Raw genomic sequence first — 24,618 nt, forward strand, 5'->3', positions numbered from 1 at the left:
AATATTTTGTTTAATTCGGTATTAGATACACCTGTTGAATTTTTGAAAGGCGTTGGGCCTAGCCGTGCCGATGTTTTGAAAAAGGATCTCGGCCTGTTCACTTATCAGGATATGCTTGCCCACTATCCTTTCAGGTATATCGACCGTACGAAATATTTCAAGATTAACCAGATCAATCCCGATACGCAGTATATCCAGATTATCGGGCGTGTAATCAGCAAAAAAGTAATAGGCGATAAAAGAGCGAAACGTATTATCGCTGTTTTTAAAGATGAAACCGGAATCATGGAATTGGTCTGGTTCCAGAGCCTAAAATGGGTTGACGATAATATTACTGTCGGTACCGCTTATGTGGCCTTTGGGAAACCAAGCATCTTTAACGGAACATTCAGTATTTCACATCCAGAAATGGAACTTTATCAGCGTAAACAGGTTGGACGAGGGAATTTAACCTTGCAGCCGGTATATAACTCCACTGAAAAGCTTAAAAAATTTAATCTCGATTCAAAGGGTTTACAGCGTTTAATCGCAGGTTTGTTAGATCAGATTATTCCTCAGGTTCCGGAAAATTTACCACAATACATCATTGATAAGTATCAGCTGCCAGATAAAAGATTGGCCTTGCTGAATATTCACTTTCCTAAAAATCAGAAAGATTTAAGTGCCGCTGAAAGACGCCTTAAATTTGAAGAACTATTCTTCATCCAGTTACAGCTTCTACATAATAAACATTTACGCCAGTTAAAATTTAAAGGGGTAACTTTTGAAAAGGTTGGCGAAAAAGTGAACCGATTTTATAACGAATTTTTGCCCTTTGAATTAACCAATGCCCAAAAAAGGGTAGTTAAGGAAATCAGAATCGATACACAACGTGGCGTGCAAATGAACCGGCTTGTTCAAGGCGACGTAGGGAGCGGTAAAACTGCGGTAGCGTTGATGAGTATGCTTTTGGCAAATGATAACGGCTATCAAGCTTGTATGATGGCTCCAACGGAAATTTTGGCCCGTCAGCACTATGCATCTATTACGGCGCTTGTAACCGACGATTTGGTGCGCGTTGCCATTCTTACTGGAAATACCAAAAAGAAGGAGCGTAACATTTTGCATGAGCAATTGGAGAACGGAGAAATCGACATTCTGATTGGAACGCATGCCTTGATTGAAGATAAGGTTCGGTTTAAGAACTTAGGATTGGTTGTGATTGATGAACAACACCGTTTTGGCGTAGAGCAGCGTGCTAAGCTTTGGCGGAAAAATATTATTCCACCACATATCCTTGTGATGACCGCTACGCCAATTCCGCGTACTTTGGCCATGACCTTATATGGCGATCTTGATGTTTCGATTATTGATGAACTACCTGCGGGCAGAAAACCTATAGAAACCAAACACCTTTTTGAAGGCCAACGCCTCAGGATGTTCGGTTTTATGAAGCAGGAAATCGCCAAAGGTAGGCAGGTTTATATTGTTTATCCTTTAATTAAAGAAAGCGAAAAATTAGATCTTTTGCACCTCGAAGCTGGAATTGAGCAGCTGAGCTATCAGTTTCCTAGGCCCGAGTATCAAATGAGTATTGTACATGGAAAAATGCCAAATGCTGATAAACAGTTCGAAATGCAACAGTTTATTGATGGCAAAAGCCAAATTATGGTAGCTACTACTGTAATAGAGGTGGGCGTAAACGTACCTAACGCTTCGGTAATGGTAATTGAAAATGCCGAACGTTTTGGACTTTCGCAACTACACCAGTTGCGTGGCAGGGTAGGCCGTGGCGCAGAGCAGTCTTTCTGCATATTAATGAGTGGGAATAAATTGAGTAGGGAAGGCAAAATTCGTTTAGAAACAATGGTAAGGACAAACAACGGCTTCGAAATCTCTGAGATCGATCTACAGCTTCGCGGTCCTGGCGATATTACCGGAACACAGCAAAGTGGTGTATTGGATTTGAAACTGGCCGACCTGGCCAAAGATCAGGTTATTTTGTCTGAAGCACGTAATACCGTAATTGAACTTTTTGAGAACGATCCACAATTGTTAAAACCCGAAAACGCAACCTTAAAAGCTTATCTGCAAAAATTAGAGAGAGGCATTTCTTTCGATAAGATAAGTTAGCTCATCAACCCCTCAAATTTTTCTAATTTTACAATAATATTTAACAATGTATTATTTATTCTACTTTGTGTAGTTTTGTAATTGTTTTTTTACGAGTCAACCCCTTATAATTATTATTTTACCCCCTTTTTTTACCCCCTAATATCCCTATCTTGCGTGTAACCAAGTATGAACTGTTAAGTCGACAAGTCTAAATAAGGGTACGTCTTATTGAGTAGTTTTTATTAACCTTAAGTAGTTTGTTTATCAGATAAGGGATTCATAATGGTTAACAGCGATTTATTGATCAATAAAGTAGAAGACTCTAATTTTCTTAGAGTGATTGATATCTGTAATTGACTCAATAGATCAAGTTTTAATAATGCAAATATTGACAGTTCATGATTACTCATGAGTATTAAATTGTATTACAATCAATATCTAACCAAAATAAATTGAAAACTATGAAAAAAAATCTATTGAGGACTTTTGCCAGAAGTAGCATGTTTCTTGTTTGCGGTGGTTGTCTCGTTTTTTCTCCACTTGCCGGCATGTCTGCCAAAGCATCATTACATGAAAAGGAACCTTTTGATTTTTACAAACTACCCCTCCAGGATATTATTGTGAAGGGGAAAGTTACAGATGCCAAAGGCCCAATTCCAGGTGTAAGTGTGAAGTTGAAAGGGGGCACAGCAACTACGGTTACCGATGGTTCCGGAAATTTTAGTATCAAGGTGCCTGAAGATGCAACGCTGGTGTTTACCTATGTGGGCTACGTAGATCAGGAAGTTCAGGTAAAGAACCAAACCAACATTAATGTCCAGTTAGTAGAGAATAACCAAAATCTTTCGGAAGTAGTTGTAGTAGGTTATGGAACACAAAAGAAAGCGGTTGTATCTGGTGCTGTTGCTTCGGTTAAAGGTACCGAACTGGCTAAATCTTCATCTGTAAACTTAACCAACTCTTTAGCGGGGCGTTTACCGGGTGTAACGGCATTACAGAGCAGTGGAGAACCGGGTTACGATGGCTCTACTATCAGAATCCGTGGTACAAACTCGCTTGGAAACAATAATGCACTGATAGTAATTGATGGTATTCCTAATCGTGCAGGTGGTATCGAAAGGTTAAATCCAAACGATATCGAAAGTGTATCGGTTTTAAAGGATGCTTCTGCTGCCATTTATGGTTCGCAGGCTGCCAACGGGGTAATTTTAATTACTACCAAATTAGGTAAATCAGGCAAGCCTCAGTTTTCTTACGATTTTAGTTATGGTTTACAACAGCCTACGCGGATACCTAAAATGGCCAATTCGGTGCAGTACGCTGAAATTTTGAATGAGCTGAATATCTTTGGTTCCGATATTAATCCAAATGAATGGTCGGCGGCATGGAATAGCTTTAAAACAACTGGTTCTTATCTTTCAACAGGTGGAAAAACGATTAATGCGGCCTATAAACCAGATGAAATGAGAAAATTAGGTGATGGATCAGATCCATTGCGATATCCTAATACAGACTGGTTTAAAACCACTTTTCAAAATTGGTCGCCTCAGCAAAGGCATAATGTTCAGATTAACGGGGGTAGTGAAAACGTAAAATACTTGGTTTCTTTGGGCTATCTGGATCAAGACGGATACTATAAAAATTCTGCTACGGGATATAAGCAATATGATATGCGTTTTAACCTGGAAGCAAAATTGAGCAAATATATTACCACAACTTTAGGGGTATCAGCCAGAGAAGAAGACCGTAATTTTCCAACAGTTGGAGCCGGTGATATCTTCAGGTTTTTAATGAGGGGAAGACCGACTGAAATCGCAATATGGCCAAATGGTCAGCCGGGAAGGGATATTGAATATGGTTATAACCCGGTAGTATCTACTACAGATTTAACCGGTTACAATAAAGATGTCAGAGATTATTTCCAAACTACAGGTAAGGTTGAAATTAAAATTCCTGGTGTTGAAGGATTAAAAGTAACGGGAACTGCTGCGATAGATAAATATTCTGGCAGACAGAAAAACTGGCAATTACCCTGGACACTTTACGATTGGGATAAAAAAACCTTTCAGGCCGATGGTGTAACGCCAGTATTAACGGGTACGATAAGGTCGCAATATACCGATCCAAGGCTTAGGGAAACTGCTGGTGGGCAATTGGCTATCAACCTGACTGGAATGATCAATTACGATAAAAAAATTAACGATCATACCATTGGTTTAATGGCTGGGGTAACCCGAGAAAAAGTAACCAACGACGGTTTTACTGCTTTTAGGAGATATTTTCTTTCATCAGCGATCGAGCAATTATTGGCAGGCGATGAAAAAGAACAATCTTTAGGAAATAACCCCGGTGATCCTAACAATTTATTTAATAGAGCCCGCTTAAGCTATTTTGGAAGGGCTGGTTACAACTATAAAGAAAAATACCTCGCCGAATTTTTATGGCGGGTAGATGGTTCATACATTTTCCCAACAGCCAGACGTTTTGGTTTCTTTCCAGGTGTGTCTGTGGGTTGGCGCTTATCAGAGGAACAGTTTTTTAAAGAAAATGTTAAGTTCGTAGATAATTTAAAATTAAGGGCCTCGTATGGCCAGATGGGTGCTGAAGCATACTTTGGAGATGCACTGCAAGAATACCAATACCTCAGCTTAATGAATTTTGGAACATATACGTTTAATGATCTTGTTACTAAAACGCTAACAGAAGGCAAAGTACCTAATTTAGATTTTGGATGGGAAGTAGCCAATAATATGAACATAGGTTTAGATGCATCCTTTCTAAAAAGCAGACTATCACTTGAGTTAGATTATTTTTATAACAAGAGAACAAACATCCTGATCAGTAGAGGAAGTTCCGTACCTGAAAGTTCGGGTATTGTAGACCGCTTACCGCCTGTTAACTTAGGAAAAGTAAACAATAAAGGATTCGAGTTTAAATTAAGTTATAACGATAGGGTTGGCGATTTAAATTTTGGTGTGAGTGTAAACGGTGGGTATGCAAAAAACAAAATTGTTTTTTGGGATGAAACCCCTGGAGCTCCAGAGTGGCAACGCTCAACAGGCCGGATAACCAATTCCTGGTTGGTATACGACTATGATGGTGTTTTTAAAGACCAAGCAGAAATTAGTGCCAATACATTAAATTATAGTGCGCTAACCAGCACCTTACGCCCTGGTGATATGAAGTTTAAGGATATTAATGGTGATGGCAAAATCAATGCCGATGATAAAATTCGCCTGGATAAAAACGGTACACCAACCTTTACCGGAGGTTTCAATTTAAACTTGCAATATAAAGGGTTCGATTTGTCGGTACTCGTTCAGGGGGCAACCGGCGGGATGCAGATTGTAGGTATAACCGAATCTGGCGATATTGGCAATTTCCTGGAGTGGTCATACTTAAACCGTTGGAGTATTGATAATCCAAGTTCGGTAAATCCGCGTTTATCTAACCGTGGAGCTACTTATTATACCGATAGCAACAATGCGCTAAATAATACCTATTGGTTGCGGAGCAATAATTACATCAGACTTAAAAACGTAGAGTTGGGCTATACATTACCAAATACCCTGGTAGAAAAAGTGGGACTGAACAGTGTAAGGGTATATACAAATGGATTGAACCTGGCTACCCTAGATAAAATTAAAATTTGGGATCCAGAATCAACCAATTCAAGTGGTCAGTACTACCCGCAGGCCAGGGTAATCAATTTTGGCATTAAAGCCGCGTTTTAAATGTATAGCTATTTATCAATTACAATCAAGAATATGAAAGCAATAAATAAAAATATAAAGCTCTATATATTAGTTTCGATTACTTTTCTTACAGTTTCTTGTAAGAAAGATTTCATGGATGTAAATCCGCCCGATAAAATATCTTCGGAATTGGTATGGAAAGATCCTGCACTTGCACAGGCCTTTGTAAACGATATTTACAATGGGTTGGGAAATGGGGGATTTTCAGAACAGATGCTGGCTTCAGTTTCTGACGAAGCCCTATTTACACATCCAACACGCGGTATCGATCTGATCAATAATGGAACCATTAACCCTTCTACCTTGGGGTGGATAGATGATACCTGGGCTTACAAACAAATGTATAACCGTATCAGGGCCTGCAACACTACTGTTGAAAGAATTGTAGGTGGCGATAATGGCCTGAGCAGCCAATCGTTAAAAGATCAGTTGTTAGGTGAGGCTTATTTCTTACGTGCTTATTTCTATCAGCAATTATTGCGTTATTATGGTGCTGTACCTATTATTACCAAAACCTATGCACTAACTGATGATTTTAAAATCAAACGTAATACTTATGAGGAATGCGTAAACTTCATCATTAAAGATTGCGATGAGGCCAATAGGTTGTTAACCGGCAAAACGCTAGATAAAGGACGTACCACAGCGCTTGCTGCTTTGGCCTTAAAATCAAGGGTATTAATTTATGCCGCAAGCGACCTGCATGACAGAGCAAAACTTACTTCTAAAATTACGGGTATTGCTGCCCAAAAACTAGATTTTTTAAGTTATGCGAGTGGCAGCCAGCCAGACCGTTACCGATTGGCACAAACAGCTGCTAAAGCCGTCATGGATTTGGGTACAGGTTATAAATTAAATCTTTCTGCTCCCACTACGGTAACAGATGGGCAATTAAATTATAAAAGCATTGCCATGGGCGGAGCAAGTAAGGCACCGGGTATAGATGCTACTGCAGCGTCAGAACTCATTTTTGCCCGTTATTTTATCATCCAGAACAATATTAAACATGCGCAGCAGAATGGTCCGAATGGTTACCATAATTGGGCCGGAAATACACCTATTGGCTTATTGGTTGATGATTATGAGATGAAAGATGGCAGTAAATTTAGCTGGGCAAATGCCACACAAAAAGCTAATCCTTATCAGGACAGAGACCCTCGTTTTTATGCAACCATTTTATATGATGGTGCAGGATGGAAACCACGCGATAAAGCTTCGGGTAATGTTGATCCGGCTAGCCAGATTCAGACCGGTATTTATGATTTAATGGACAACTCTGGTAGAATTGATTTTAAAGGTTTAGATACCCGTGGAAGTTCAATTGAAAATTGGAATGGCAGCTGGACAGGTTACTATTATCATAAATTTATCGATCCGGATCCAACTATTGTTGATGCTTCTATGTCGCAGAATGTACCGTGGCCATTCTTCAGGTATACCGAAGCCGTGTTTAATTTCATTGAGGCCAGTATTGAGCTTGGTGAATTAAATAAAGCGACAGAGTGGCTAAATAAAATCCGTTTCAGAGCAGGTATGCCAGCTGTAACCGCTACAGATCAGGATGGACTTAGAGAGGTTTACCGTCACGAACGCCGTATCGAAATGGCTTACGAAGAACAACGTTATCATGATACCCGCAGGTGGTTAATCGCTGGTGAAACATTGGGCAGAAAAACCACTTATATTAAGGTTACCGGTAAGTTTAAACCTGGCAAAACGATGTCTGCCCCTTATCATTACGACAATACCATTTATGATTATACCTATACCCCAGTTGTAGAAAATGCACAGGAAAATAGGAGTTGGAACGATAAACTTTATTTTAGGCCGTTTAGCCGCGATGAAGTAAATAAGAATAATTTGCTCGAGCAAAACCCTGGCTACTAAAAATTGCGCTTAATAACCCGATGGATATGTACAATCATATTCATCGGGTTTTTTATGTAATAGAATTTGAGATTTCTGATCTCAAATTTTTACTTTTCAATAGAAAAACAAGCAATCTTGGGTCTTTGTATATTCCTGTATTTAATTTTCAAAGCTTAGTTTTGCATATATTTTTTTCCTGTGGCAGATTCAGACCCCAACACCATTATTGCAAAACCAGATCCATTCGCAGCCTTGCGATATAAAGAATTTAGATCATTCCTGGGTATGCGGTTCTTTTTTACGCTCGCTTATCAAATGCAGGCTGTTGTTATCGGTTATCATATTTACGATTTAACACACGATCCATTAAAACTCGGTTTAGTTGGATTATGCGAAGCCATTCCGGCTATTGGGATTGCACTGTATGGCGGCTACATTGCCGATAAAAGTGAAAAACGTGGGTTGTTAATCAAGATATTTTCAGGTGTTTGGCTGGCTTCGGTTTTAATGCTGATCATTACCAGTAAATATCTTCACCTCCAGGAAGACCTCATTGTACTCATCATGTACGGATTGGTTTTCTGCATCGGCTTAGCCAGAGGATTTTTTGGCCCGGCAACATTTTCTTTAATGGCCAAAATTGTACCGAAAGAGTTGTACCCAAATTCGAGTACCTGGAACAGTAGCAGCTGGCAACTGGCCACCATTATTGGCCCATTAGTTGGGGGGCTGGTAAATTGGTTATGGGGAATAACAGCAGCATATAGTGTAATTGTAGGGCTTGTTACCATATCATTGATCTGCATATTTACTTTCAAAAAGCATCCAGCCACATATGTGCCTACTCAAAATATATTTCATAGTTTAAAAGAAGGAATCCAGTTTGTTTTTAAAACAAAGATGATGGTATGGGCAATGAGCCTAGATCTGTTTTCTGTCTTTTTTGGTGGGGCAGTAGCCTTGTTGCCCATGTTTGCCAAAGATGTTTTTCATTTAGGCTCATTTGGATTAGGTATGATGCGCGGTGCAGCATCTTCGGGCGCCGTAATTACCATGTTGGCCATGACCCGCTTTTCACCGATGGGAAAACCTTGGCGCAACCTATTAATCGCAGTAACCGGATTTGGCCTCAGCATTATTTGCTATGGTTTATCTAAAAATTTCTATTTAACATTATTCTTTTTGTTCCTGGAAGGGTCATTTGATAGCGTAAGTGTAATCATCAGACAAACAATTATGCAATTGCTTACCCCCGATGAAATGCGAGGACGGGTTTCGGCGGTAAACAGTATGTTTATTGGTTCATCAAATGAGATTGGCGAATTCGAGTCGGGTTTAACTGCTAAGCTGATGAAGCTAGTCCCTGCAGTTGTGTTTGGAGGAAGTATGACGATAGCTATAGCAGGTATTACCTGGTTTAAAACACGATCTTTAACCAAGTTGAGTTTGCAGGATATTAATGAACAGACTACTAAAGTTGCTTAGTTGCTAAAAAGCTCTCAACTTTAATAGTGAGTTTGCCTGAAAGTTGACAGTTCTCAAATTTAATCAACCGGGATCATCATGCAGAATTTATTTTTCAGCTATTTTTATTGCAATAATTAGGGCATGCCCCTAATCCCGATGAATCGGGAAAGGGTCGGGCTATCCGTTACAATCTTTTTTTGAAGAAAATTAAAAAAGGATTTCCACTGCTATCAGTCATGCGAACCCATCGCATTCCTTTCATGTGCTTAATTTTTGTGGTGTCTTTGTTTCTTCTTGATTAAAAACAAACATGGTTCATGCGGACACGGACCATGTTGAAATCAAAACTTTTTATTCTTACCCCACATCAGGTAAATAATCGAACCCAAAAATGGAGCAAGCAAGATAATGATGAACCACAATACTTTTACACTGAAGGCCATGGAGCTGTTTCTGGAAATGTGGTAAAGGGCTATCAAGATTAAAACCAACCATAAAACGGCAGGTATAATCACGAAAAGTGCCACCTGATTGCTGTTAATTTCTGCTAATAACATTTAAATAAATTTTAATTACTTAAACTTCAACAACTCTTTCACCAATTTGTTGGCGCCACATGGCTTGATATAAACCATTTTGTGCAATTAGTTCTTCATGTCTTCCCTGTTCAATAATATGGCCTTTTTCTAACACATAAATTTTATCAGCATGTTTTATGGTCGATAAACGGTGGGCAATCAAAATGGTAATGTGATCGGTTAAATCAGAAACCGAACGGATGGTTTTGGTAATTTCTTCTTCTGTAATCGAATCTAATGATGAGGTAGCTTCATCAAAAACCAAAATATCTGGCTGACGGAGCAGTGCCCTTGCAATCGATAAACGTTGTTTCTCTCCTCCTGAAACCTTAACACCACCCTCGCCAATTAACGAATCTAAACCCTTATCGGCACGGGCTAAAAGTGTTTGGCAAGCAGCCTGGTTTAATACTTTATAACACTCCTCATCGGTGGCGTTAGGGTTAACAAATAAGAGGTTTTCTCTTATCGTACCCGAGAATAACTGGGTATCTTGTGTTACGAAACCGATTTTCTCGCGGAGCGCATCCAGATCGATATGGTTGCTTGGAATGCCATTATATAAAATTTCACCGTCTTTTGGCTGATATAAGCCAACCAATAACTTCACTAATGTGGTTTTCCCAGAGCCTGACGGGCCAACAAAAGCGATAGTTTGTCCGTTATAGGTTTTGAAGGAAATATTTTCTAATGCATTTCTATTAGCCGTTAAGTGCTTAAAACCAACATTGCTAAAGGTTAAATCTTTAATTTTTGCGATCGAAGTTGGATTCTCTGGTTTTTTATCAATAGGTGTACTTAAAATCTTTTTGAAATTACCTAACGAAACTTCTGCCTCACGCCAGGTTAAAATTACATTGCCCAGCTCCTGTAGTGGTCCGAAAAGGAAGAACGAGTAAAAAAGAAAAGAAAAATACTGTCCGGCCGAAATGGTATTGTCGAAAATAAGCAAAAGCAAAACCAGCACCATTGTACTGCGGACCAGGTTAACTGTAGTACCCTGAACAAAACTCATGCTGCGTACATACTTCACTTTTTTAAGCTCTAAGCCTAGGATTTTATAAGTAGTTTTATTTAATCGATCAATTTCCTGGTCGGCCAAACCTAAACTCTTAACCAGTTCGATATTTCTTAATGATTCGGTTGTAGAACCTGCCAAAGCAGTAGTTTCGCCAACAATAGAGCGTTGTATGGTTTTAATTTTGCGACTTAAAAACCAGCTCACAAAACTGATGATCGGAATGGCTGAGAAATAAACTAAAGTAACTTTGTAGCTTACTGAAACTGAATATACGATCACGAAGATCATTCCGATTAAACTTACAAAAAGGATGCTGATAAAGGCAGTGATAAACTTCTCTGAATCTAATCGTACTTTTTGTAAAATACCCAAAGTTTCGCCACTGCGCTGATCTTCGAAAACCTGATATGGCAATTTTAAAGAATGCTGCAAACCATCGGCATACATTTTTGCCCCAACCTTTTGAACGATTACACTAGTGAAATAGTCCTGAAAGTTTTTAGCAATACGCGAAACCATTGCGGCGCCGATAGCCAGGCCTATTAAACCCAGCGAACCCCAAAGATATTGGCTATAGGTTAACGAATCTTTTTTGTTGATAAAACGGTCTAAAATCCGACCAGTGATATATGGATCTAAAAGCGAAAAACCAATATTTATGCCTGCCAGCAATAACGCTAAGGCCACAATCCACTTGTGGTGCTTCAGGTAGTTAAGTAATAATCCCATTAAGTTTTGTTGTTTATATTACAAACATAAAAAAAGGGAACGGATAAAAATCCATTCCCTTTTTTTATGACTTTAAGCTAAGAAAGTTAGCTAAACGTTATTAAAAACCGTAACGTAAACCGATTTGTATCTGCCAAGGGTTACCCGATGGAGTAACGATACCAGTATTGTTTACACGATAAGTATAAGCTTTGTTTGTAGCATCGAATGCGCTAACTGCATATAAAGCCTGGTTGCCCAAAGTTTCATTTACACCCCATTTTTTGTTAAGTAGGTTTGCAAAATTAAACACATCTCCAGAGAATTCAATACTATGCTTTTTATTTAATTGTAGTTGATAGCTTAACTTTAAATCAACAATACCAAAAAAATCATTCACGCCACCATTTCGCTCTGCTAGCTGACCAGAATATTTATTAATATAATCTTTTAAACTTTGGCTTGCATCTGGATTATCCAATAATGTCTGTAAGCCTGTACGGATATTTGCAGGAATATTTTGATTGTTTCTATCGAATACAAAAGCTAAATCATTTGTAGCCACAAAATCTCCATTAATATTGCCGCCAGCCAATAAGCTATAGCGTGTTCCACCAATACCAGAGTAACGAACACCTAATCTAAAGCCATAAAAACTTGGAGACGTTCCATAAATAACAACCTTATTACGGAATTGATTATCTGAATAAGACATTTTGCTCAAATCTCTTGGATCATCTTTAACAGGTAGAGATAAAGTAGCAGAGTTTGCCACGTTGCCATTATACGATGTATTATCTTTTGTATCGTTATAAGTATAACTCGCAGATATTTCTCCATCTTTAAAATAATTCCAGGTCGCATCTAAAACTATAGCGAATTGATTTACTTTACCTTTACTATTTAATTCTAACACACGGCCAAACTGATTCGTTAAACGACCGCCTTTCCAATCGGCAACACCATTACTTGCTGTAATACTTGACGTTGGTACAAATACGCCACGGTTACCTTCATTAGGTAAGGTAAAAAATGGATTTGCTGCCATATTTCTATCCACATACATATAGTTGTTACGGCCTAATGTTGCGTAACCCGTAATCCCAACCTTAAATTTATCGGTAATTAATTTACTGTATGATAAGTTGGCTTTATAAACCACTGGGATTTTTGCATCTTCTGCATAAGTATTGATAGTTGGTACCTGTAAAGTACTTAATGAAGGTGTAGCAACGGTACCATTTCTATAACCGATAAAGTTTGGTTTTGGTACATCAGCACCAAAAACATCAACTGTTGCTAAGTGTTTACCATCAAAAGTTAAGTTATTAATGGTTACATAATTATTAATATCCGATCCGAAAATACCCGCGCCAAATCGAACAAAGTCTGTTCGGTTTTCATTAATGTCCCAGTTGAATTGAATTCTTGGCTGAATTAAAAATTGCTTTAACGCATTGTCTGTTCTCACGCCAATAGCATCAAATAGTTGCTGATTAAGTGGCGATTTTGGATAAGCGCTATAATCGAGACGTAAACCACCTATAAAATCTAAACCTTTTGCTAATTTGGTTTGCATCTGGCCGTAAACAGCTGCATTCCAAATACCAGCTTTAACCGTTGGGTCTGCAACTAAAGGTACTTCACGATAAAATCTGTTTGGAGCAAGGTTATTAAAGTTTGTAATCGCCGGAACTTCGATCTTTTTTGTAGGGTCATTTGGAAAAGCGGGATCTTGAATCTGAGAAGTTGAATATTCGAAACGGCCATTAACTTCACTACCATAAAGAGATTTTGCATTAGTATACATCACATCAACACCAAATGTATATTTAACTTTATCGGTATTATAATAAAAATTATCTACCAATTGAAAAACATTATTGGTGAAACCTTCTTGTCCAAAACGGTGGCCGCCAATTTGTATTGCAGTAGAGATGCCTTTGGTACCGTCAGCAAGGTCAGATTTTATATTTCCTACAATTGCTCTTGGAATGGCGCCTGTTAATTCATCATTTTGCGTACTCGCCTGGAAAGTATATAAATGTTGTATTTTTAATTCGTTAGTGATTTTGCTGCTTATGGTTGAACGTAAAGTTGCCAATAAATTATTGTCAACATTTTTATCGTTACCGTAACTTTCGTAGAAATTTATCGCTGTGTTATCTGCTAAGCCTAATGGATTTCTATCGTTTGTGTAATTATCACGGATGGTTAATAAATTTCTATCATTAATTTGCCAATCTAAGCGGGCAAATGCAGCATCCGAACCACGCTTTTTATCGAAAGAACCATATTGGGGGGTATTTGCTACTCCATATTTAGTACGGGCAACATCCAAAAACTGCGCTAAAGTACTATTAGTGATTCTGAAACGGGCTTCATCAGCAGGGCCGTTAACATCGGCAATAATTAATGGGCGAGCATCTTTCTGATGATCTAAACCAACGAAATAATGTAATTTATCTTTAATAATTGGGCCACCTAAAGTAAAACCATATTGGTAGGTAGAGAAATCATTATTACGCTTTATCCCTCTAATATCATAACGGCTGGCTAACCAATCTGCACGGCCATAACCAAAAACACTACCACTTACTGTATTTGTACCAGATTTAGTTACAGCAGTTACTGTACCGCCACCAGCTCTGCCTAAAGTAACGTCGTATTGATTGGTTACTACCTTAAACTCGCGAACAGCCTCAATAGAAATTGAATATGGCGCACCGCTGCGGCTGGTTGTACTTCCTGCCGATGTTGGATTCTTTGCATTCATTCCATCAATGGTATAATTGGTTGATGAGCCTAACTGCCCCGAAATATTCCCACCCCGGCTTAAAGGAGATAAATCCATTAAGTTAGAAAAATTACGCCCGTTTACAGGTAATTGGTTCATTGTTTTGGCCGAAATCTCTGTAGAAGCGCCAAAGTTTTGAACTTTGTTCCTCAAACCCGAAGCCACAACTTGTACCGCGTCTAAATCCTGCGAAGCTTCCTGCATGGTAACGTTTACCCTAACCACATCGCCAAGGTTTAACATATAACCATTTCTGGTCTGCTCGCCAAAACCTACATAAAGGGCTTTGACCGAGTAAGGGCCACCCAATGGAAGCTCTTTAAAAGTGTACTCGCCCTGGGCGTTGGTAGATGTTTTAGTAGTGAAACCTGTTGAGTTGTTTTTGATCTGTACGGAAACACCAGGGATGGGTTTCTTTTGCTGATCGGTAATAACACCTGAAATAGATGCCTGGGTTGTTTGTGCTATTGCTGTATTATGGATACAGCAAAACAGCAGCAATACTGCAATAAGTAAATTTTTCATCATCTTTCGATTTTTTTAGCTGTTATGAAGCTTGCTTGAGCATGTTTGTTGTCGCAGCTCAAGCAGGTTTCATCATGATTAGTTTCTGATTTTTTATGATGACAAAGATGTTAATGTGCTGTTAACTGAATTCTGATTTAATATTAAGAATAGGTTTAGTACTTGATCGTTTTTATGGCTGATGTTAAAATAAAATGCGGCCGATAAATTAATATCGACCGTTAATGTTAAGGTAAGGTTAATTTCTTTCGCTTGATATTGATGTTAAAATTCTTTATTCTCGTTTTAGCAATAATGATTAAATTAGTGATATAGTTGCTCTGAAAATGGAATCTGTTTATCTTACATTTTCTGATTACATCAAATACAGAACGAATCTATTTCCCAGTTAAAATTATACCAAATAGTACTCATCAATTGCCGTTTATAAAATAATTTAAAGATGCCGACCAGTAATATAATAGCAGAAAAATATCCTAACCTTTATTTGGTTTATTTACAGCATTTGGAATTATATTACGCTACATCAGCTAACCAGCAAGAATATATAATCAATACAGATGGCGATATTATATATGAATTGCCCAAAAGCAGCCATTCAGCAAATTATTGGACTCATTTTTCTGGTAGATCTCTGGATAAATTAGAGATAGAGTTTAATAATAAAATTAACTACTGGATTGAAACTAAATTTGCTGGATCAGGAGCTTCCGCCAAGATTTTTAGTTATAAAAATGCTCAACTCGTTTGCTTGTTGGAAAACGATCTGATCTTAAATGCTACTCCCCTAAGTCCTGTAAAGTTGCTACTGCATATAGCCATTGATAAAAGTGCTCCTTTTTCTTTAACTCGAATATGCATTTATGATACGCAAAAGAATGAGTGTAAAGAGATACTCACAACAAATTACAAAGAAGACCCTTTTTTTGTTCATCGCGTTTTTGGATTAAATTATCTTTTTTCTGTATTTATCGAAAAAGTAAACGATAAAACAGGAGATTATGACCATGAAATATTCTGGTTGTATAGCCATGAGGGAGAGCGTTTGGTAAATTTTGATACCACAATAGGTCAAAATGGAGAAAAGACTTGGTTTGAACCAGGAAAAAGAGGTTTAGGGATCACTTATAAGGTGTTAGATAAACCTTTTAAGCTGTCGTCCTCTTGGTATCATAGTAATTACGACGTATGTAATGTATTACTAGATTGTGCGGGTAACTGCTTTGGCGATTTTTATCATATTGCAGGTCAGTTTCCTTCAGTCATCGGGAAATCCTCAACAAGGTACCCTAAATATCTTGATAAAAGGCTCCTGTGCCTTGGATTGCCAGACCATGAAACTTCTCTGCCTTATCTGGTTATCATAGATGAAAATAATAATCAAATACGAACCAAGTATCAATATCCCTGGATTTTTGCCTTTTCTTCTAACGCTATAATAAAGGATAAAAAGATATTTGGGAAAACATGTCTTGCGGTAATCAACAATGATAATGATGTAAAACTTATTGATTTAGATGGAAATGAAATAAAAAATGTCAGGCCAATAAAATTTAAATCAATGACAGTTAACTACGCCAAATTGTTTACCCTTCAGGTAAAATAATATTAACCTATGCATCAATGGAAATAATTTTGATCACAATAATAGCAATAGTAGTTATACTGGGATTTTTATACTATTCTCAAAATAAAGGTGTTAAAGATGGTGTTGAGAAGATGATCAATCAGGTTGAACGGATGTCGGATACAGAATGGGCAAGGCAGGTGAATGAAAAACAGATGCAACTTGAAAAAACCGTATTTAAAAATGTAGTAACCAAGGAATCTTTTGTTTATTTCGAGCAGGGTAATTTTATACGGTCGGGAAGTGATATCGCTCAGGCTAAATTTTTAAAAATTGTTGAAAACCAAACTTATATAGAAGAATTTTACACCGAACCTCGCTATTCAGTTGCAGGAAGATATAATACCGATTACTACATTATATATTATGATGGAAAAGCCTATGTATCATTGTCGCTGCTGCAAACTTTGTACCTTTTTGATGAATCGAAGTGGCGAAAAATATTGTATCCGGTGGAATTTATCGATGGATATGGCTATAATTTTTCTGAATTTTTAAAACTTTCTTTACCTGGGCGGCATCCAAATGAAAAATGGTTGGAAGATACCAGTACTGAAACCTGTAATAGACTATACTTTAAAGATTTGACTGTTGAAGAAATTTTAAGTGTACCAGCTAAAAATCCTCATTAGCGCATGCGTGCCGCTTATACTTACAAACTCCGTGTTTGGTGCACCAAACAAATAAAGTAATCTGCTAAACAAAAAACGGCCGGTAAATCAATACCTGCCGTTCTCATTTTAGGTTTTAACAATTAACCGATTTGAACAATTAACCAGTTAACCTTCTAAAAAACTACTTCTTCTCAGCAGTGTATTTATCGCTGAACTTCTTATCCAACTGTTTATGTAAATTGTCCAGGTTGATATCTCTGCCTTGAATAAAAGCCTGCTCCACTTTGTTGGTGCGCATATCTAAAGCATCGCCTGCAGAAATAAAGAAAGTAGCATCTTTGCCAATCTCAATACTGCCTGTAGTTTTATCAACACCCATCGCTTTGGCCGCATTTAAGGTAATGGTTGATAATGCTTTTTCTTTATCTAAGCCCCAGGCCGTAACTGTACCCGCCATAAAAGGCAGGTTACGTTGTTGCCAGTAACCATCAATACTTAATACCACATTTAAGCCTGCATTGGCCAATACCGCCGCATTTTTGTAAGGCATATTCACGTCATCATCATTATTATTGGGTAAAGCATGAGGCTGTTTCACCACCAGGGTAATGTTGTTTTCTTTTAAGAAATCGATAATCAGGTAAGCTTCATCAGCACCTGTGATTACCGGAGTGATCCCGAATTTCTTAGCGAAATTAACTGCCGCCACGATATCCTTCTGGCTATCGGCCGCGATAAATAATTTTTCGCTGCCGGCAAATACTTTCTTCATCGCCTCGAAACGGGTATTAATTACTTCTGGTTTACCCATTTCCGAATAGGCTTTTGCCTCGGCAAAGAAAGAAGTTAACTGTGCAATGGCTGCTTGCGTTCTTTCGGCTAAGCTTTCTGGCGATTGTTGTGGTCTGCCGAAACCACCAAATCCGCCCCTGAAACGTGGAGTAACGGGCCAGGTCATGTGCATGGCATCGTCGGTTTTAAGGGCAGCATCTTCCCAGTTCCAGGCATCAAGCTGAACTACCGATGAACTGCCCGAAACAGTACCGCCCTGTGGTGTTGGCTGCGCGATTAAAATTCCATTGCTGCGTAAAGTAGCCGGAACTTTCGAATCGGTATTGTAAGCCACTATAGAACGAATGTGCGAATTAAAATCGCCAATCTCCTGAAAATCCAATGTTGCTTTCACCGCTTCAATTTCTGTTAAACCTAAATTGGTGGTTGCAGCAATAAAGCCAGGGTAAATGTGTTTGCCTGTAGCCACAATGCGTATTACATCATCTTGCGGCACCTGTCCGTTAGCGGTAACAGAGATAATTTTTCCGTTGCCAAAAAGGATGGTTCCGTTTTCGATCACCGTTCCATTGCCTATATGTACGGTAGCACCCGTAATGGCGATGGTTTTGCTTTGTTTTTTAGCTGGCGATATGTTTGCCTGCGCAAAACACATCAGGCTTGTTGCTGATAAAGCCAGACTGAGTATATATTTTTTAGTGTTAGTGTGCATGTTCTTTCTCGGTTAATTCTGCTGAATAGTTTTCTAAAGTTTCGCAATTGTACAGGCGTGGTGCATCACCCAACGGGCGTTGTGTACGGCTGCCTTTACTTTTGCTCTCTAACATCTTTTGGATCAAGCGTGCTTTTTCTGTCTGTTGGGCTTTGATTACCTGAGCATCTTTCTCAATATCCCAGTAGGCAATACCATCTACAAAAGTTTTTTCTGCCCTGGCATAAATAGAAAGTGGATTGGCAGTCCAGATTACCACATCGGCATCTTTACCCGCTTTTAAACTGCCCACCTTATCGTCAATGTGCAGCATTTTTGCCGGGTTTAAGGTTACAAACTTAAAAGCATCTTCTTCCGGAACGTTACCGTATAAAACTGATTTTCCTGCTTCCTGGTTTAAGTGGCGGGCCATTTCGGCATCATCAGAGTTGAAAGCAGTTGTTACGCCAACATTATGCATGATTTTTCCGTTGTAAGGGATGGCTTCGGCCACTTCGTTTTTATAAGCCCACCAATCAGAAAAGGTAGAACCCGCAATGCCGTGTGCTTTCATTTTATCGGCCACTTTATAGCCTTCTAAAATGTGCGTAAAGGTATTGATCTTGAAGCCTAAGCTATCAGCCACATGAATTAACATATTAATTTCGCTCTGCACATAAGAGTGGCAGGTAATGAAACGTTTGTTGTTCAAAATTTCCACAATAGCATCCAATTCTAAATCTTTACGTACACTGTTGCCTTTAACCGATAGTGCTTTTTCGTATTCTTTTGCACGGGTAAATTCATCCACAAAAGTTTGCTCAACACCCATCCGTGTAACCGGGAAACGGGCACCTGTGCCAAAATTACTTTGTTTCACGTTTTCGCCCAAAGCAAATTTGATGAAACCATCGGCACCTGCAAATTTCAATTCCTCTGGCGATTTACCCCAACGCAGTTTAATCAATTGCGATTGGCCACCGATCGGATTGGCCGACCCGTGCAAAATTTGCGAAGTGGTTACACCCCCAGCCAACTGACGGTAAATGTTTACATCTTCGGAGTTGAGAATGTCGGCAACGCGTACTTCAGCAGAAACCGATTGTGCACCTTCGTTAATACCGCCTGCACCTGCAATATGCGAGTGCTCATCAATAATACCAGCGGTTACGTGCTTACCAGTAGCATCAATCACTTTAGCACCGCTTGCCGAAAGGTTTTTACCAACAGCTTTAATTTTTCCGTTTTCTAAAAGTACATCGGCATTTTGGAGGATTCCGTCTTTTTCGTTCGTCCAAACGGTGCCGTTTTTAATTAAAACCGTTTCTTGTTTAGGCAGTTCAGCATTTCCAAAGGCTGAGAAAGGATAAATTACCGGACCCATGGCCAAAGCGCTTTTTGGCTCTTCTTTTTTAGGTGTTTCTTTTGCGGCTTCTTTATAAGTTGCTGTAAACTTTCCCGTAGTACCATCAGCCAGAGCCGATTCGCCTTTGATGGTAACCGGATTTGCCGAAGTAATGTAACCGCTTAAACGGATATCACCCTTAGGATTTTTCTTTAAGTTGAAATTGATGCTTACCCAATCGCCATTCCTGGTAAAGGTTGCTGTGGTTTTAACACTATCTACACCAATTCTTTCTATTGCAGCTATAGATCCGCCACCCGTTCCGGTAATTTTTAGGGTTAAAGCACCAATACCGTCAACGTTTAAGTTGTAAGTGCCACGCACATCGCTCACATCCATTTTATTTACAATAAAACGTTTACCCTGTACCCAGTTTTCGAAAATAATGTTTCCGTTTTTGAACAGGTTATCAGATGAGATTAAAAAGTTGGCTACTTTTCCTTTTTCTAATGAGCCAACTTTATCGCTGATGCCCAGAAGTGAAGCAGGGATTTCGGTAACCGATTGTAAAGCTTGTTTTTCGGTTAAGCCATTTTCTATCGCGGTGCGGAGATTAGCCCAAAAATCGCGACTGTTTTCTAAGCCAAATGCCGTTAGGGCAAATTTAATGCCTGCTTTCTCCAAGCTGGCCGGATTGGTTGGTGCCAGTTCCCAGCCTTTCATTTGTGATAAACTTACATTTCTGGCTTCTGCAGGATCTTCAACATCATATGCTTTAGGGAAAGTTAAAGGGATGATTAAACTTGCGCCTGTAGCTTTAACCTCATTTATGCGTTGGTATTCATCGCCGGTAGATTTAATGATGTATTTCTTGCCAAATTCTTTTCCGATTTTATCAGCACGCAGAATGTTCTGCCACCCATCTACCTCAAAAATCTGCGGCATGGTTTGTTGCTTGCCAAATTCGTCTAGCGAGATGTTGTACTCATCTTTTTGTTTGCCATACCATTGTGCATCGTAATAGGTTTGGCGCAATAAAGCAATCGAACCCATTAATGAGGTTGGGTAATCGTTTGATGAAGTTCCTTTATTAAACGAATAATTTGCTGCGGTCTGGTCCTTTAAAAATACACTGTTGTCTGCACCTTCGTTTAAAGTTACTGCGGCCGAAACGCCACGCGCTATACCATCGCGATTAATTACGTTCACACTGCCAAAGCCTACTTTACGCAGTTCATCAGCTTTTTTGCTATCAGTAGAAAAAATGCTTTTTACATAAGTTTCAGGCCTGATTGATTCGTTCCAGCCGTAAGCACCTTTTTTGGTTGATACGAAAATAGATTGGCGCTGACCACCGAAACCACGTTGTTGCACAGGTACTTCGGTAAGTCCATAGTTGCTAAAGGCATCAACTAGTGATGGATAAACAAATTTTCCTTTAAGGTCGATTACTACATAACCTTTAGGTACGGCTAAGCCGGCACCAACACCTTGTATAGTTTGTCCTTTGATTAAAAGTGTGGCATTTGTTAAGGTTTGATTGGCATTAACTACTATAGTTGCATTGGTAAAGGCAAACATTCCTGGTCTGGTATCAAAAGAACCGTTAACAGGAAAGGAGCTTTGCTGTGCAAACAGAAATGTAGTAGAAAATACCAGCCCAATGGCGAGTAAAATTTTCTTCATAATAAGTTTAGGGTTTAATTTGTTTAAAACTAATATAAATAAGCGTTCAATCTATTGAATATCCTATTTTTTACAATTAATGTCTATTTTTGAATCATAGAAATTTATTGATATGAACGATATTTTAAAAAGTGCTCACTCTGGATGGCGCTATGTGGTTTTTCTTTTGCTAATTATTGCCGTTGTTAAGGCTTTGTCTGGTTGGTTTGGTAGTAAAACCTATACTGAAGGCGATAGAAAGTTAAATGTTTTCACGCTTATTAGCGCACACATTCAGTTATTGATTGGTTTGGTGCTATATTTTAGCGAAGGCTGGTATAAGTTAAGCAGTGCAGGTGCACCTGCAGTACGTTATTTTAAAATGGAGCACATCAGTATGATGATAATCGCCATTATTTTAATTACAGTGGGTAATGCTAAATCGAAAAAAGTTGCTGATGCAGTTGCAAAACACCGGACCATTTCGGTTTTCTTTGGCTTAGCGCTGATTTTGATCATCATAACTATACTGTTAATGGTAAAAGAAGTTCCAGGTAGATCGTTCTTTGGGGTTTCATAGTTAACCGCAAAGCACGCAAAGTTTTTCGCAAAGAGGCGCAGAGCCATTTATTTTTTGATCTTAGTCTTGGTGTACTTTGCGTTTTCACTCTGTATACTTTGCAGTTAACAGATATTTATTTTCATATTTATTTCCATTTTTCAAAATTCTTTATATTTTTGTTGCTCATGATCAACAATATACATACATGGCTTTGGCAAAGTAATTCGAACGAATTGCGCTGGCTGCGTATGAACAAAATATAGTTTATCAACCTAAACCTTATTAAAGAACCATTAAAGCCCGGCGTAGAACCACACGCCGGGCTTTTTATTGTTAAAAAATACGAAATGCAAACCTTAAGCCCTATAGCTTACACCATTTACCTTTATCATGTATAAAATTAATACGACTTACAAAAAAATGCTTGCTGATACCACAACACCAGTGAGCATTTATTTACGCTTACGTGATGTGTATCCCAACAGTATCCTGTTAGAAAGTTCTGATTACCACAGTCGCGAAAACTCTATGAGTTTTGTGTGTGCCGATCCGGTTGCCGGAATTATTTTAAAGGGATCGAGATTGGAGACTTATTTCCCGGATGGCGCTGTAGAGATTACCGAAAGTGAAAACCTGATTGAAGAAATTGCCGATTTTAAGGATAAATTCAGAGAAACTGAACTACCCGAGATCAAATTTATTTCGAGCGGCCTGTTTGGCTATTTTACCTGGAATGCAGTACAACATTTTGAAGATATAAAGTTTACTTCTGAAACTCCTGAGGGTGAAGAAATTCCAGAGATGCAGTACCATTTGTATCGCTATATTATCGCCATCGATCACTTCAAAAATGAAATTACTTTATTCAAAAATACTTTTGAAGGAGAAGAAGAGGGTGGGCTTGAAAAAATGGAATACCTGATCCAGAATAAAAATTATCCTGAATATAAGTTTCAACTTCGTGGTGAGGAAAGTTCAAACCTAACCGATCAGGGTTTTATGGACTTGGTAGAGAAACTGCAAAAGCATATTTATCGTGGAGATGTTTTTCAGATTGTACCATCAAGAGCATTTAAGCAAGCATTTTCTGGTGATGAATTTAATGTATACCGTTGCCTGCGTTCGATAAACCCATCACCTTACCTCTTTTATTTTGATTACGGGAATTTTAAATTGTTCGGTTCTTCTCCAGAGGCGCAGATTACGATCAAAAACAATTCGGCCAATATTTTTCCAATTGCCGGAACATTTAAGCGCAGCGGAAACGACATTGAAGATGCTGAACAGGCCCGTAAATTAGAACAAGACCCAAAAGAAAGTGCAGAACATGTAATGCTGGTAGATTTGGCCAGAAACGATTTAAGCAGGCACTGTAACCGCGTTGAAGTAAAATCTTTTAAAGAAGTGCAGTACTATTCGCACCTGATCCACCTGGTAAGTAAGGTGAGTGGCCATTTGCAGGAAAACGTAAGTGCTTTTAAAGTAGTTGCCGATACCTATCCGGCGGGTACCTTAAGCGGTGCACCAAAATACAAAGCCATGCAGTTGATTGATGAAAACGAAAAGCTGGGCAGAAATTTTTATGCGGGTGCAATTGGTTTTATGGGCTTCAATGAAGATTTTAATCATGCCATTATGATCAGAACTTTTATGAGCAAGAACAACGAACTGCATTATCGTGCAGGCGCAGGTATTGTGGCCGATTCTGTTCCCGAAACTGAAATGCAGGAGGTGAACAATAAAATTGCAGCCTTGCGTAAAGCGGTGAAAATGGCAGAGCAAATCTAGTTTGGAGTTGAGGGTTTTTAGTTTGGAGTAAAATCCACTAGTAAGAAATATAATGGAAAATATAAATAAGAAAACGGTATTAGTAATTGATAACTACGATAGTTTTACCTACAACCTGGTGCATTTAATTAACGAGGTAGGTTACGAAGCAGAAGTTTGGAGAAATGATAAATTTGATCTGGCCGACGTAGAAAAGTATGATAAAATTTTACTTTCTCCAGGCCCGGGCATACCGGAAGAGGCTGGTTTGTTATTGGATGTAATTAAAACCTATGCGGCAACGAAGAGTATCTTTGGCGTATGTTTAGGCCAGCAGGCCATAGCCGAAGTTTTTGGTGGCACTTTATTGAACTTGGGCAGACCAATGCACGGAATTGCTACACCGGTAACGGTAGTAGATGGCGACGAGCCTTTGTTCTGGGAATGCCCGCAAACCATCAATGTTGGCCGCTACCACAGTTGGGTGGTGAGTAAAGATAATTTCCCTACCTGTTTAAAAATTACAGCCAGAGATCATAAGAATGAGATCATGGCGTTAAGACATGAAACATTGGATGTGCGCGGCGTACAGTTTCATCCTGAAAGTGTGCTAACAGAGTATGGCAAACAGATGATGGAGAATTGGTTGACGTCGACCCCTTAACACTTTATTCATCTGGTCGTCATCCTGAACTTAATTCAGGATCTTACTGGGATTAGTTAACTTTTAGATGCTGAAAC

General features: G+C 38.8%; 14 protein-coding genes. 9 read left to right on the forward strand and 5 right to left on the reverse strand.

Annotated features, from left to right (window positions below):
* Nucleotides 1-6: 6 nt before the first annotated feature.
* The 4 genes from recG to H9N25_RS21810 all read left to right on the forward strand — a co-directional run bounded on the left by recG (nt 7) and on the right by H9N25_RS21810 (nt 9,203).
* Entirely contained in the window at nt 7-2,112 is a 2,106-nt protein-coding gene (gene recG / locus H9N25_RS21795) for an ATP-dependent DNA helicase RecG (RefSeq protein WP_190327221.1), read from the forward strand.
* 443 nt (nt 2,113-2,555) lie between these two features.
* Nucleotides 2,556-5,828 (forward strand): SusC/RagA family TonB-linked outer membrane protein, encoded by a 3,273-nt coding sequence (locus tag H9N25_RS21800; RefSeq protein WP_223833475.1) that lies wholly within the window; start codon nt 2,556-2,558, stop codon nt 5,826-5,828.
* Nucleotides 5,829-5,861: 33 nt separating this feature from the next.
* Nucleotides 5,862-7,736, forward strand: a complete 1,875-nt coding sequence (locus H9N25_RS21805; RefSeq protein WP_190327222.1) for a RagB/SusD family nutrient uptake outer membrane protein — start codon at nt 5,862-5,864, stop codon at nt 7,734-7,736.
* 180 nt (nt 7,737-7,916) lie between these two features.
* Nucleotides 7,917-9,203: an MFS transporter gene (locus H9N25_RS21810; RefSeq protein WP_223833476.1), complete on the forward strand. Its 1,287-nt coding sequence runs from the start codon at nt 7,917-7,919 to the stop codon at nt 9,201-9,203.
* Between the two features lie 323 nt (nt 9,204-9,526).
* Here the strand turns inward: H9N25_RS21810 and H9N25_RS21815 are convergent, their stop codons facing one another.
* The 3 genes from H9N25_RS21815 to H9N25_RS21825 all read right to left on the reverse strand — a co-directional run bounded on the left by H9N25_RS21815 (nt 9,527) and on the right by H9N25_RS21825 (nt 14,817).
* Nucleotides 9,527-9,742, reverse strand: coding sequence for a PLDc N-terminal domain-containing protein (locus H9N25_RS21815; protein ID WP_167296185.1), 216 nt, complete (start codon nt 9,740-9,742; stop codon nt 9,527-9,529).
* Between the two features lie 19 nt (nt 9,743-9,761).
* On the reverse strand, nt 9,762-11,513 hold the full coding sequence (locus tag H9N25_RS21820; protein ID WP_190327223.1) for an ABC transporter ATP-binding protein: 1,752 nt from the start codon (nt 11,511-11,513) through the stop codon (nt 9,762-9,764).
* A gap of 100 nt (nt 11,514-11,613) precedes the next feature.
* Nucleotides 11,614-14,817 (reverse strand): TonB-dependent receptor, encoded by a 3,204-nt coding sequence (locus H9N25_RS21825; RefSeq protein WP_190327224.1) that lies wholly within the window; start codon nt 14,815-14,817, stop codon nt 11,614-11,616.
* A 439-nt stretch (nt 14,818-15,256) separates the two neighbouring features.
* Between H9N25_RS21825 and H9N25_RS21830 the strand changes: the two genes are divergently transcribed.
* Both H9N25_RS21830 and H9N25_RS21835 read left to right on the forward strand, forming a co-directional pair.
* Nucleotides 15,257-16,420, forward strand: a complete 1,164-nt coding sequence (locus tag H9N25_RS21830) for a hypothetical protein (RefSeq protein ID WP_190327225.1) — start codon at nt 15,257-15,259, stop codon at nt 16,418-16,420.
* 17 nt (nt 16,421-16,437) lie between these two features.
* A complete protein-coding gene (locus H9N25_RS21835; protein WP_190327226.1) occupies nt 16,438-17,073 on the forward strand; it encodes a hypothetical protein in 636 nt (211 codons plus the stop codon).
* 163 nt (nt 17,074-17,236) lie between these two features.
* Here H9N25_RS21835 and H9N25_RS21840 read toward each other — a convergent pair whose 3' ends face one another.
* Complete coding sequence (locus tag H9N25_RS21840; protein WP_223833477.1) at nt 17,237-18,559, reverse strand: amidohydrolase family protein; 1,323 nt, start codon at nt 18,557-18,559, stop codon at nt 17,237-17,239.
* Complete coding sequence (locus H9N25_RS21845; protein WP_190327227.1) at nt 18,549-21,569, reverse strand: amidohydrolase family protein; 3,021 nt, start codon at nt 21,567-21,569, stop codon at nt 18,549-18,551. The genes H9N25_RS21840 and H9N25_RS21845 overlap by 11 nt, the downstream gene beginning before the upstream one ends.
* A gap of 112 nt (nt 21,570-21,681) precedes the next feature.
* Between H9N25_RS21845 and H9N25_RS21850 the strand changes: the two genes are divergently transcribed.
* From H9N25_RS21850 to H9N25_RS21860, 3 genes are all read left to right on the forward strand, one after another.
* A complete protein-coding gene (locus H9N25_RS21850; RefSeq protein ID WP_167296189.1) occupies nt 21,682-22,128 on the forward strand; it encodes a cytochrome B in 447 nt (148 codons plus the stop codon).
* 372 nt (nt 22,129-22,500) lie between these two features.
* Nucleotides 22,501-23,898 (forward strand): anthranilate synthase component I family protein, encoded by a 1,398-nt coding sequence (locus tag H9N25_RS21855; RefSeq protein WP_190327228.1) that lies wholly within the window; start codon nt 22,501-22,503, stop codon nt 23,896-23,898.
* Between the two features lie 52 nt (nt 23,899-23,950).
* Entirely contained in the window at nt 23,951-24,541 is a 591-nt protein-coding gene (locus tag H9N25_RS21860; RefSeq protein ID WP_167296190.1) for an anthranilate synthase component II, read from the forward strand.
* Nucleotides 24,542-24,618: the final 77 nt, after the last annotated feature.

Source organism: Pedobacter riviphilus (genome assembly GCF_014692875.1).
Classification (GTDB): Bacteria; Bacteroidota; Bacteroidia; order Sphingobacteriales; family Sphingobacteriaceae; genus Pedobacter; species Pedobacter riviphilus.

Coding starts and splice junctions, on each gene's coding strand:
- H9N25_RS21835 (WP_190327226.1), top strand. CDS start 16,438: ATGGAAATAATTTTGATCACAATAATAGCAATAGTAGTTATACTGGGA.
- H9N25_RS21825 (WP_190327224.1), bottom strand. CDS start 14,817: ATGATGAAAAATTTACTTATTGCAGTATTGCTGCTGTTTTGCTGTATC.
- H9N25_RS21850 (WP_167296189.1), top strand. CDS start 21,682: ATGAACGATATTTTAAAAAGTGCTCACTCTGGATGGCGCTATGTGGTT.
- H9N25_RS21830 (WP_190327225.1), top strand. CDS start 15,257: ATGCCGACCAGTAATATAATAGCAGAAAAATATCCTAACCTTTATTTG.
- H9N25_RS21805 (WP_190327222.1), top strand. CDS start 5,862: ATGAAAGCAATAAATAAAAATATAAAGCTCTATATATTAGTTTCGATT.
- H9N25_RS21845 (WP_190327227.1), bottom strand. CDS start 21,569: ATGAAGAAAATTTTACTCGCCATTGGGCTGGTATTTTCTACTACATTT.
- H9N25_RS21815 (WP_167296185.1), bottom strand. CDS start 9,742: ATGTTATTAGCAGAAATTAACAGCAATCAGGTGGCACTTTTCGTGATT.
- H9N25_RS21800 (WP_223833475.1), top strand. CDS start 2,556: ATGAAAAAAAATCTATTGAGGACTTTTGCCAGAAGTAGCATGTTTCTT.
- H9N25_RS21860 (WP_167296190.1), top strand. CDS start 23,951: ATGGAAAATATAAATAAGAAAACGGTATTAGTAATTGATAACTACGAT.
- H9N25_RS21840 (WP_223833477.1), bottom strand. CDS start 18,559: ATGCACACTAACACTAAAAAATATATACTCAGTCTGGCTTTATCAGCA.
- H9N25_RS21820 (WP_190327223.1), bottom strand. CDS start 11,513: ATGGGATTATTACTTAACTACCTGAAGCACCACAAGTGGATTGTGGCC.
- H9N25_RS21855 (WP_190327228.1), top strand. CDS start 22,501: ATGTATAAAATTAATACGACTTACAAAAAAATGCTTGCTGATACCACA.